Origin of the sequence: Pseudoduganella sp. RAF53_2 (assembly GCF_052113985.1) — a bacterium.
Lineage (GTDB): Bacteria > Pseudomonadota > Gammaproteobacteria > Burkholderiales > Burkholderiaceae_D > Rugamonas.
The window spans coordinates 1-11041 of sequence record NZ_JBFRDW010000128.1; the positions used below are offsets into that span (position 1 = coordinate 1).

At 63.4% G+C, this 11041-nt stretch carries 11 protein-coding genes; 4 read left to right on the forward strand and 7 right to left on the reverse strand.

The window, feature by feature from the left end; translation table 11 throughout:
- Window positions 1–191: 191 nt before the first annotated feature.
- Window positions 192–3494, forward strand: coding sequence for an ATP-binding protein (locus tag AB4Z11_RS10070; protein ID WP_442024983.1), 3303 nt, complete (start codon window positions 192–194; stop codon window positions 3492–3494).
- Between the two features lie 59 nt (window positions 3495–3553).
- Here AB4Z11_RS10070 and AB4Z11_RS10075 read toward each other — a convergent pair whose 3' ends face one another.
- Window positions 3554–5062, reverse strand: coding sequence for a tetratricopeptide repeat protein (locus AB4Z11_RS10075; RefSeq protein ID WP_442024985.1), 1509 nt, complete (start codon window positions 5060–5062; stop codon window positions 3554–3556).
- Window positions 5063–5244: 182 nt separating this feature from the next.
- Between AB4Z11_RS10075 and AB4Z11_RS10080 the strand changes: the two genes are divergently transcribed.
- Window positions 5245–5994 carry a substrate-binding periplasmic protein gene (locus AB4Z11_RS10080; protein WP_442024987.1) on the forward strand — a complete coding sequence of 250 codons (750 nt, stop codon included), beginning with the start codon at window positions 5245–5247 and terminating at the stop codon, window positions 5992–5994.
- Here AB4Z11_RS10080 and AB4Z11_RS10085 read toward each other — a convergent pair.
- The 4 genes from AB4Z11_RS10085 to AB4Z11_RS10100 all read right to left on the reverse strand — a co-directional run bounded on the left by AB4Z11_RS10085 (window position 5987) and on the right by AB4Z11_RS10100 (window position 8916).
- A complete protein-coding gene (locus tag AB4Z11_RS10085) occupies window positions 5987–6946 on the reverse strand; it encodes an alpha/beta hydrolase (protein WP_442024989.1) in 960 nt (319 codons plus the stop codon). The genes AB4Z11_RS10080 and AB4Z11_RS10085 overlap by 8 nt on opposite strands.
- A gap of 84 nt (window positions 6947–7030) precedes the next feature.
- A complete protein-coding gene (locus AB4Z11_RS10090) occupies window positions 7031–7912 on the reverse strand; it encodes a DUF2145 domain-containing protein (RefSeq protein WP_442024991.1) in 882 nt (293 codons plus the stop codon).
- Window positions 7912–8379: a hypothetical protein gene (locus AB4Z11_RS10095; RefSeq protein ID WP_442024993.1), complete on the reverse strand. Its 468-nt coding sequence runs from the start codon at window positions 8377–8379 to the stop codon at window positions 7912–7914. The genes AB4Z11_RS10090 and AB4Z11_RS10095 overlap by 1 nt, the downstream gene beginning before the upstream one ends.
- 93 nt (window positions 8380–8472) lie before the next feature.
- Window positions 8473–8916 carry an Lrp/AsnC family transcriptional regulator gene (locus tag AB4Z11_RS10100; protein ID WP_442024995.1) on the reverse strand — a complete coding sequence of 148 codons (444 nt, stop codon included), beginning with the start codon at window positions 8914–8916 and terminating at the stop codon, window positions 8473–8475.
- Between the two features lie 114 nt (window positions 8917–9030).
- Here AB4Z11_RS10100 and AB4Z11_RS10105 point away from each other — a divergent pair, with 114 nt between their 5' ends.
- Window positions 9031–9606, forward strand: coding sequence for a LysE family translocator (locus tag AB4Z11_RS10105; RefSeq protein WP_442025004.1), 576 nt, complete (start codon window positions 9031–9033; stop codon window positions 9604–9606).
- Window positions 9607–9624: 18 nt separating this feature from the next.
- Here the strand turns inward: AB4Z11_RS10105 and AB4Z11_RS10110 are convergent, their stop codons facing one another.
- Both AB4Z11_RS10110 and AB4Z11_RS10115 read right to left on the reverse strand, forming a co-directional pair.
- A complete protein-coding gene (locus AB4Z11_RS10110) occupies window positions 9625–9906 on the reverse strand; it encodes a hypothetical protein (protein ID WP_442024998.1) in 282 nt (93 codons plus the stop codon).
- Between the two features lie 14 nt (window positions 9907–9920).
- Window positions 9921–10688 carry an SDR family NAD(P)-dependent oxidoreductase gene (locus tag AB4Z11_RS10115; protein ID WP_442025000.1) on the reverse strand — a complete coding sequence of 256 codons (768 nt, stop codon included), beginning with the start codon at window positions 10686–10688 and terminating at the stop codon, window positions 9921–9923.
- A 103-nt stretch (window positions 10689–10791) separates the two neighbouring features.
- Here AB4Z11_RS10115 and AB4Z11_RS10120 point away from each other — a divergent pair.
- Window positions 10792–11041: LysR family transcriptional regulator (locus AB4Z11_RS10120; RefSeq protein WP_442025002.1), on the forward strand; the 250-nt coding region annotated here is incomplete at its 3' end.

Genomic DNA, 11041 nt, shown 5'->3' on the forward strand with positions numbered 1-11041 from the left:
CAACTGCGCTTCGAATCGGGTGTGCGCGTAATCGGCCCCGTCAAAGGCGCCTTCCTTGGCACGAATGCCCACAGCCTGGTTGCCACTTTCGCACCGCAGGAGCCAAAACCCAACAGTGGGAAGGCGCATCGGCGTTCTTTGCAGCCAGTGCTGGAGGTCCGCGCGAATTGACGTGCTATATTGGGCGGGCTATGAGCCCGGACCAATTTTCACCCAACGCCAACGATTTCGCACCTTCAGACGGCCGCGTCCTGCTCGATGCCAGTTTGCTAAAAAAGCTGCGCAAGGCGCGCGGCCTTAGCCAGGAAGCCCTGGCGGAATTGTGTTTTCACCAGCAGCTGTGCGTTTCCATCGCTTCCATCAAGCGCGCCGAAACCGGCAAGGTGGTGCTGTACCGCACCGCGCGCCATCTGGCGCAAGTCTATGAAGTGACGCTGGAATCGCTGGTGGCCGCCGGTGCCGGCGCCGATGCACTGCCGGCCGACGTGCCGCAAGCCATTGCGGACTTTGCCGCCGCCTACGCTACCCTGCAGCCCACGCCGCCGCTCGCCGATGAAGCGGTGCGCTACGTCGTCATGCTGCATATCGAACTCTCCGAAGCGCCGGATACCAGACTGCAGCAGGAAATCGGCACGCACGTACTGCAATTCGGCGGCCGTGTGGAATCCGTCACCGGCACGCAGCTGTGGGCGGTGTTCGGCCTGCCGCGCGCCTACCGCTCGGATGCTGAACGCGCGGTGCGCTGCGCGCTCGAACTCAATCGCACTTTGCTGGCTCACGGTGGCCGTGCCATGGCCGTGCGCCTGGCGCGCTGGGAACATGGACGTCCCGGGCGCAGCGACGGCGCTCTGCCCGATCTGCGCCTGCCCGATGCGGTGCGTCCGATCCGTGTGCCGCTGTTCGTTTCCGCCAGCCTGCTGCCGCAGCTGGAAGGCCGCTTTGTGTTCGACGCGGGGCCGCGCCGCTTCCCCGGCTACGTGGCTTTCAGCCGCCCTGCCACCGGCGACGCTGCTTCGCTGCCGGCCCTGATCGGCCGTTATTCCGAAACGCGCCAGTTCAAGGCCGTGGTGGAAGCGATGCTGGAAGCGCAGAGCGGCAGCCTGGTTTATCTGCGTGCGATGGCCGGCGTTGGCAAGAGCCGGCTGGCGCAGGAATTCGCTGAAATCGCCCGCCAGGACGGCATGCTTTGCCACAGCTGCGAAGTGGCCGATGCTGGCGCCGACAACTGGCGCGCGCCGCTGGAACAATTGGCGCGCAGCCTGTTCCGCATCGACGCGTCCACGGTGGATGTGGCGCAAACCATCGCCGACACCATTGCCGGCCTGCGCCTTCCAAATGAAACCGCCATGTTCTACCGCGCCCTGTGCGGCGTGCCGTTGACGCAGCCGCAGACCGCGCTGTACGACGCCATGAGCCACGAGGTGCGCGAGCGCGGACTGGCGCGCGCACTGGAAGTGCTGGTGCTGCGCCTGGCCGTCAATGAGCCGCTGCAGATCACGGTGGAAGATGTGCACTGGGGTGAGCCGCACTTCTTCGATGCGCTGGCGTCCCTGCTGTCGGCAACGCGCGAGGCGCCCGTGTTGTGGGTGCTGACCTCGCGCGTCGACGACGATCCGCTGGAATCCGCATTGCGCCCGCAGCTTTACGATATGGCGCTGACGGTGTTTGACCTCGGTCCCATGAGCCCGCGCGAAGCGCTGGCCCTGGCCGACCAGTACAACGAAGTCGATGCCGAATTCCGCCGCCAGTGCGTCGAGCGTGCACAGGGCAATCCGCTATTTCTCACGCAGCTGCTGGCGAACCCCGGCGACCTGCTGCCGGACAGCCTGAAACATCTGATCCAGGCCCGCCTGGACACGTTGCCTGCTGAGCACAGCCGCGCGCTGCGCATGGCGTCCGTGCTGGGCAACCGCTTCGATCTGGCGCAGCTGCGGGTTGCGCTGGGCGACACCGAATACACGCCACCTGCATCCGGCCGTAACAGCCTGCTGCGCCCTGCCGGTGCGGGCCGCTATGCCTTCGTGCATGATCTGGTCATGCACTGTATTTACGATTCCATCGAAGGCGAACAGCAGCAGCGCATGCACGCCATCGCAGCGGAGCTGTACCGCGAGCAGGATGCGGTGCAATGTGCGCAGCACCTGTACCGCGCCAGCGATCCGGGCGCGCTGGACATGATGCTGACCGCGATCCGCGGCAAACTGGCATCGCACGAATACGAAGCGGCGATGGATCTGACCCGCGAATGCAACAAGGCCGATTCCACCACCTTCTCCAGTTTCCCGCTTGCGCTGCTGCGCGCACACGCCAGCGCCGGTATGGGACAGATGCCGAATGCACGCCAGTATTACCAACATGCGGTAATGTTGGCAGGACGACCAGAAGAAAAAATCGATGCGGTGGTCGGCCTGGCGACAACGCTGAACATCCTGGAAGAACTGGAAGAGGAAGAGCGCCTGCTGGACGAGACGGTGCCGCTGGCCATGTCCGTCGGTGCGGAAGCGGCACTCGGCAAGCTGCTCTACCTGAAAGGGAATATCTACTTTCCGCGCGGCGACTACAGCGAGTGCCGCCGCTACCACGAGGACGCAGCGCGCTACGCGCAGGCCAGCGATATGGCCGAAACGCGGGCACGCGCGCTGAGCGGCGTAGGCGATTCGTATTACGCGCAGGGCCGCATGCGCAAAGCCAATGAGCTGTTCAGCGAATGCCTGTCCATGTGCGAGGAGCACARCTATCTGCACATCGAAGCGGCCAACCGCTCGGCGCTGGGCTCCACGCGCATCTACCTGGGAGAATCCGAGCATGCGGTGGCTGATGCGCTGGCATCGGCGGATATCGCGCGCAAGGTGGGCAATCGCCGTGCCGAGACTTTCGCCCGCATGACCGCAGGATGGGCGCTGGTCGCCAGTGGCCAGTCCGACGCGGCATCGGAGCAGGTGGAAACAGGACTGGAACTGGCACGATCGCTGGGCAGCGCACGCTTCGAGACCTTCCTGCGCGAGAGCCAGGCGCGCATCGCCTGGCAGCGCGGCGAGCGTGAAATGGCCGAGCGCCAGATTCGCTCTGTCGCCGAAGACGTCGAGAAGCACAAGCTGCAGAACTTCATCGGACCGTGGGTGATGGGCACTCTGGCCCTGTTCTCGCAGGATGCGTCCACACGCAAGCGCGCGCTGCTCAAGGGTGCGTCCTACTTCACCCGCGACTGCCTGGCGCACAATGCCTACCGCTTCTATCTGAATGCGGCTGAAGTGGCGCTGCAGGATGGGGATCTGGTGTCGGCCGAGTTCTATGCGGAGCAGCTGGCCGCCTGCGGCGCGGCAGAATCCTGCGCCTGGGTCGAGCACCATGTCCAATTGATCCGCGATGCGGCGGCGTGGCAGACCAGTCCCGACGACGTCATCCGCGCCCGCCTGATGGCCCTGCGCGCGCAAGGCACGCTGTACGGCTTCACGGAAGCAGCACCGCTGCTCAACCGCATGGCGGATCGATGATCCGCCCTACGCCCGGCCAACGACTCCGGATACCGGTCCGCGACATGATGTAGGGCGGATCATCGATCCGCCGTCATCACGGCCAGCAGGCCGGCGATGTCGGCGCCATCCTCCTTGCGCAGCACACAGGGCTCCAGCGCGCTGATGATGAATCCATGCTCCGCAGCGGCCGCGCGCAGGTATCCGGCTGAATGCGCGTAGCGTCCCGATGCGCGCAAGGCAAACTGCCCGGCGTTCCACTCTTCCACCGAAAACGCCAGCTGTCCGCCGGCCCGCAGCGACGCGCGCGCCGCCGACAGCACCGGCGACAAATCGCCTGCATAGACGAATACATCGGCCGCCACAATCAGGTCCGCGCTGCCTGGCCGCGCGCGCAGGAACTCCGTCATCTCCGCGCGATACAGCGCATCATAAATCCCCAGCTCACGCGCGCGCTCCAGCATGCGCGGCGACAGGTCGACGCCAACCAGCGTGCGCGCCAATGGACGCAGCAGCGCGCCGCACAGTCCAGTGCCGCAGCCCAGATCCACCACATCGCGCACCGGCCGTCCCCCCGCCTGCTGCAAAGCGCTGCGCCGCAGCGCATCCGCCAGCAGTGCCGGCGTACGGTATTGCAGCACTTCCACCAGATGCTGGTCGAAACGGCCCGCGTACTGATCGAACAGGCCCTGTACATACGCCGCTGGCGATGCAGAAGGCGCCTGCTGTGCACCCAAGGCTGCCAGCATATAGCCAACCACCTCCGGATCGGCGCCCAGCGCCAACGCCTTTTCGTATGCCGCCACGGCTTCCGCTTCGCGCTGCAAGGCACGCAATGCGTTGGCCAGTCCAAGCTGGGCGCGTGCATAGGCGGGGCGCAGATCCAGCGCATGCTGGAAGCTGGCCAGCGACTCGTCCAGCTCCTGTGCCCGCAACAGCAGGCTACCGCGGGCGCACCACGCTTCCGGATAATCGGGACGCAGCTTGAGCGCCCGCTCGAAACCCTCCAGTGCCTGTTCCGCCTCGCCCAGCGCCAGCAGCGAATTCGCCGCGCCATGCAGGGCCTCAGGATAAGCGCGCTTGACGGAGAGCGCCGCGCCAAAGCTATCCAGCGCCTCGTCGTGGCGGCCCAGCTCCTGCAACGCCGCGCCGCAATTGCACAAGGCCTCGGCATAATCCGGCTGCACCGCCAGTGCGCCGGTATAGCTATCCAGTGCCTCCTCCACGCGCCCCAGATTGCGCAGCGCATTGCCGCGGTTGGACAGCGCCATCGCATAGCGCGGCTGCAAGTCCAGCGCGCGATCGAAGCTGTCCAGCGCATCTGCATAGCGCTGCAAATCCTGCAAGGCCACGCCAAGATTGCAATGCGCGATGGCCTTGCCCGCATCGATCGCGATCGCCTGGCCGATCAGATCCAGCGCCCGCTGTGCATCGCCCTGCTGGCGTGCCAGCACGCCGCTCAGATGCAATGCGTCGAAATTCCGGGGATCGGCGGCCAGCACCTGCTCGTACAAAACCTGGGCGCGCGCCAGTTCGCCCTGCTGGTGCAAAGTGACCGCTTGCTGCAACAAATTGAGAGAATCATCCATAAAACGTATTACAGCACAGCAGTCAAACGCCTGTCATATTCTCTCGGCAGAATGCGGGCTTCCTGGTGCCACGCACCACTACCGGCGCCGGCGGTCGGGAAATATACCGGCACCAAATTCTTTACATCGGCAATCGCTTCTGAAACACTTATCAGTGTGAGCATCTCCCGAAGCGAAGTCCAATGAAGTCCCTGATCGCAGCCTTGCTGTGCGTATTTGTCATGCCCGTGCAGGCCTGCACCCTGCGCCTGTCGCCGGAAGAATGGCCGCCCTACATCTATCGCAGCAGCGGGCATCTCGCTGGCCTCGACTACGAACTGATTTCCGCCATTCTGCGCCAGGCTGGCTGCAAACTGAAAGAGGAGGAGGAAGTCCCGCCGGCGCGCCGCCAGGTCCTGTTCCAGCAAGGCCGGATCGACCTGCTGTTGGCTGCATCCGACACTCCCGAGCGCCGCGGCTTCGCCCGATTCACGCTCCCCTACCGCAGCGAGACAGTCGGTCTGTTCGTCCTGCCACAAAAACTGGCGCGATTTCGCGAAGCGGCCAGCTTCCCGGCCTTGACGCGCCTCGGCGCATCGCTGCTCACGCCACGTATCGGTTTTTACGGCGACGATTATGAGAGCGCCTTACCGGCTCTTGATGCAAACGGCAAACGCAGCACCTTCACCACATTCGAGCAGGGCATCAAAATGCTGCAGGCCGGGCGCGGGGACCTGATCATGGGCGACACCGTGGCGCTGCGCCACACGGCCCGCCTGCTTGGCGTCCAGATCGAAGCGCTGCCCTTCGCGCCCTATCACGCACCCGTGCACATGATGCTGAATGCGGTCAGCACCACGAGAGAGCAGCTGGCGCGCATCAATCAGGCGATCACCCAGCTTGAGCGGAACGGCACGCTGGGCACCATCCGCGCACGCTACGGCGTCAATTAGCCAGGAATCGCTCAACGGCTGCTTGCAGTTTCTCGTGCGCCGCCTCCAGATGCATCACATGCGTGCCGCGCGGGATGATGACGTATTCCTTGCTTTGCGCACGCGTCAGTTTCGCCATCAAGCCTTTGAAATCGGCATCGTTCGGCCATTTGTCCCATTCGCCGCGCACCAATAGCACCGGCGCCGTGATGCGGCTTGGATCGTAGTACCCCTGCCCGTGGCGCAAATCATCCACATCCGCCGACGGGCCGGACGGGAAGCGCACTTTGCCCACGCCACCGTGCACGCCCGCGCGGTCCGACGCCAGCCATTCCGCACCCCAGCGCTTGAAAACATCAGGATGCAGCAACGGTGCTTCATTGGCTGGCCGCAGACCATCCATGCTGGCGATGCGCTGCTCCGGCGTCAGTTCTTCAAACGGTTCGGCGGCTTCACGCGGCGTGGATTCCTTGCGTTCCGTGACGGCCGCAAACAGCACCAGCTTGCCTATCTTTGCCGGCTGCTTCTCCGCATACAGCGCGCCAACCGAGCCGCCCCACGAGTGAGCGATCAGCGCGAGCTGCGGCTTGCCGGTTTTTGCCAGCACGAGATCGACCGCGCGATCCACATCGATCACCACATCGCGCGCGCGTCCCTGCGCTTGCGCAGCGCCGGGATAGCGGTCGGACAGACCGTAGCCGGGAAAGTCCAGCGCGTAGACATCGAAACCGCGCGCGGCCAGCTTGTCCATCCACGACTGGCCATCCATGCGGAAGTCGAAAGCCAGCGCTGAGGGAAAGGATGCGCCATGGATGAACAGTACCGGCAAAGCGTGCCCGCTTGCGCTGGCCGGCGGCGGGGTGTGGCGCAGGCGGATTTGCAGGCCGGCCAGGTGGCTGTCCGTCGACAGCACTTCGGCCCGTGAAACGGCGCTGGCAGCGGCCAGCACGACAGCGGAAATCAGTTTGCTCATGTACGCTCCAGAATCAATCGGAAAGCGCGCATGCTAGCCCGCCGCAGCGGGCAACAATTCGGCGGCCAACGAAATGTCGTTGCGCTAGAAGGCGATGACCTCGTCGCCGGGCATTGGTTCGCAATCGGCGCCCAGCGGCTGCCAGCCGTGGTGCACCACCATGTGCTGCGAGTTGTAGCACATCTCCACGCGCTGGGCCTGCGGCGCTTCGTGGCGCGCAAAAGCCTCAATGGACGTAGGCATGCTGACGCGAAGCTTCAGCGCATAGATATCGTCACGCGGATGGTCGCTCAAGTGCACGAGCGGAATGAACTGGCCTGCAAACATCAAGGCATGGCCGGGAATCTGCACGGCTTCCGGTTCGTAGTCCTGCTCGCGCAGCCACTGCTGCGCATCATCGCGGCCACGGCGGCGGCCCCAGGCGCCTGCGAGCATTTCCATCACCCATTGATTGCAATTCTGGTAGCGCGTGCTCCAGGCGTAGGCGTTGGCGCTGTAGTCGCTGGCGAGCAGCGTGAGAGCAAGGGGCTTATCCAGGGCTGCCGATTCCAACGCGGCGTCCTGCGGCGCTGGCAGCGTCACCAGCGAGACATAACCCAGCTTCGCTGCATCGGCGCCGAGCACAAAGCCCGGCATGCCCTGATCGAACAGGCGCGGGCGCGACTCGTCACAGGCGTAGTAAAGCTGGCGCACCGACCACGGCGCATTGGGACTATCCCGCAACGCGATGCCCGCATGGGAATAGCGGATGCCGAAGCGGCTCAGGTCCGTGCCCGCCCTCGACACCAGCGCGGCTTGCGCGCCGGTGCGCTCCAGTTCCTGCTTCACGACAGCGGAAAAGCGCAGCATGCGGTCCTGATCGCCCGCCGTGATCTCGACAGCGCGGTCGCAGAAGACCAGGCCACCAGCCATCGCCGCCGTGCCCCAGCAGGCGGCAAATGCGGCGACGGCGCAACGCAGAAACATCAGATCGCGTTGGAACGCAGCTCGCGATACCAGTCGTCCTTCAGCGCCAGGAAGAAGGAGCGCTGGTTTTCTGCGTAGGCGAACTCATAGCCGTAAGTGCGCTCGCGCACATCGACCAGATTGCCCGCAACCAGTGGCTGCGCAGCCAGCGCCTTGTTCGGCACATCGAGGAAGAATTCCTCATCACGGCCAGCGTCGGCCGCATGCAGGGTCACGCGCAAGGTGTCGGCCTTGCCTGGCGCTGCTGCGATGTCGATCACACGGTATTGGCCAGCAGCGACCTTCTTGTCCTTTTTGGAGCTGTTGCTGGAAGAGCCGAGCGAATCGGAAATGCTGCCGGAAGAAGCGGAACCCGCGCTGGATGCGGAAGAAGCCAGGCTTTCCGAATGCGCCGGCAAAGCCACGACTGCTGCAAACAGAGACGCGCATGCCACGCGATGCAGATTTTTCAAGACAGAGGAAACCATAGTCAAAATTTCAAGTACGTAAAAACAAAGCTGGCGTGATTGTCGCACAAGCTTTCGTGGCAAAGAATTTCTTTAGGCGCGGCAGCCTATGCATTAAAAGCGCTGCACGCCGCGGCGCGGAATCTGCGAGGACATCACGATCGATGTCCGCGTTTCGCCATACTTGTTAAGGCCCGCCAGAATCTGCTCCAGGTCCGACATATTCTTTGCCACCACGGTGAACAGGCAGGAATCCGCGCCCGTCACGTGCAGGCATTCCAGCACTTGCGGCATGGCGCGCAGGATGTCGATGAACTTGTGCTTGTAGGGATGCTGGGTGGTGATCGCCACCACGGCCTTGATGATGTAACCGAGGGCTTCGGGATCGATGTCCGCGTAATAGCCGCGGATGATGCCGGACTCCTCCATTTTCTTGATACGCTCCGCCGTGGCAGGGACGGACAGGCCCGCGATTTCGGCCAGCGTTTTCAGCGAAGCGCGTGCGTCGTCCTGCAGCGCGGTCAGGATGCGCCAGGATTTATCGTCCACTGTATTCATGGCCTGCCTCCTTAAATTCTAAGGTGAATAAGCCATTTTGCCTGAATTAACGCATTCTTCGCCAGATCTGCTGTCGATATACTTTTCGCGATGGACAGCATATTTCTCAAATCGGTGTTGATCGGCCTTTCAATCGCCGTCCCGGTCGGCCCCATCGGCCTGCTCTGCATTCAGCGCACCCTGGACCACGGCTCGCGCATTGGCCTGGCGACCGGCCTCGGCGCCGCGGTGGCGGATGCGTTGTACGGTGCGATCGGTGCGTTCGGCGTGACCGCGTTGATAACATTGTTGACCGGCGCCCGGCCGCAACTGGCCGTTGGCGGCGCGATCTTCCTGTTGTGGCTCGCCTGGCGCACCTGGCGCGGCGCCGATCCGCAACAAGCGGCCGCAGTCAAAGGCGGCGTGAAGCCGTGGCATGCTTTCGGCGGTACCTTCCTGCTCACGCTGTCCAACCCATCGACCATTCTGTCCTTCATCGCCGTGTTCTCGTCGCTGGCGCACGGCTTGTCGACCGCATCGCCGGGCTGGATGATCGCCGGCGTCTTCCTCGGCTCGACGATCTGGTGGCTCGTGCTGGTCGCGCTGGTGGGACGCCTTCGTGTGAAACTGACGATGTCCCACCTGCGCATCCTGCGCCGCGGCTCGGCCTTGCTGCTAGCAGCTTTCGCCGCCTATCAGCTCGCGGCCTGAGCGCGCATCGTCAACATCTCAGGCGACCTGATAAATCCGCACGTCCGGCGCCGCGTCCAGCAATGGTTTGAGTTGGCCCACTACGTCTGCGGTGAACAGCGCACTTTCCAGATAAGCGTGGGCGGCTTGAATGCTGTCGAAGCCATGCAGCACTTGCACATCTTCGGCGCGGATCAGCAATTCCTTCGACTTCGCACCGGCGATCGTATTCAGGAACGGCGCCTTGAACTTCTCATACACCGCGGCAGCGGCGGCACGATTGGCGTCGGCGATTTTCAGTGCGATTTGCAGATAGACCATTTCTACTCTCCTTTTCAATTGCGGCCGGCCATCACGCCGCCGTCTACGTCCCAGATTGCGCCGGTTACCCAGCTCGCTTTTTCCGACAGCAGGAACACCACCGCTTCCGCCACATCCTGCGGCGTACCTACGCGCCCTATCGGATGGAAGCTGTTGAAGCCCTGGAGCGCGCTGTGCACTTCCGCCTTTGGAATAAAGCCTTCGTAGATCGGCGTCTGCACCACGGCAGGCGACACGGCGTTCACGCGGATATGCTTCGGCGCCAGTTCCATCGCCAGGTGCTGCGTCAGCGAATGCAAGCCCGCTTTGGCCATCGAGTAAGCTGACGACGGCGTGGCCGCGATAGCCTGTCTGGCCCACATCGACCCGATGTTGACGATGGCGCCGGCGTGATTGCGCGCCACCAGATTGGCCGCCACTTTTTGCGTGATGAAGAAGAAAGCCTTATTCAGCTTCATGTATTGCTCGTAGTCCGCTTCCTGATGCTCCAGGAATGGCTTGGGGAAGAACACGCCGGCGGCATTGACCAGCAGGTCGATGTCCGCATGCTCGTCCAGAGCACGCAGCAGCGTAGACAGACCGTCTTCGCTGGACARGTTCGCCGACAGCGCGGCGACCGGACCGAGTGCCGCCAGCTCTTTGCGCGCTTCTTCCGTTTTCTCCGGACGGCTCCCCACGATTACGGCACTGCCGCCTTGCGCCAGCACCAGCTTTGCCGTTTCAAGCCCCATTCCGCTCGTGCCGCCGACAACCAACAGCTTTTTGCCTTTAAACTGCATCATTAACCTCACAAGAAAAACTATTCATGAGGCCGCATTATTGGCCACTTTTTACGGCCAAACAAACGAGATAAAGTGTCAGTAATTGATAGAAATTCTTTAGTGTATGAAGCTACCCATCCACTTGAACGCCTTGCGCGCCTTTGAAGCCAGTGCCCGCCATCAGAGCTTTTCGGCCGCTGCGGCAGAACTGAACGTGACGCCCGCCGCGGTGGGCCAGCTCGTACGCGCCCTGGAAGACTGGCTGGGCGCTCCGCTATTCCTTCGCAACGCCAGCGGCAGGACGCGGCTGGTGCCAACCGAATCCGCCGAGCGCGCACTACCGAACATCCGTGCCGGGTTTGACCGGCTGACGC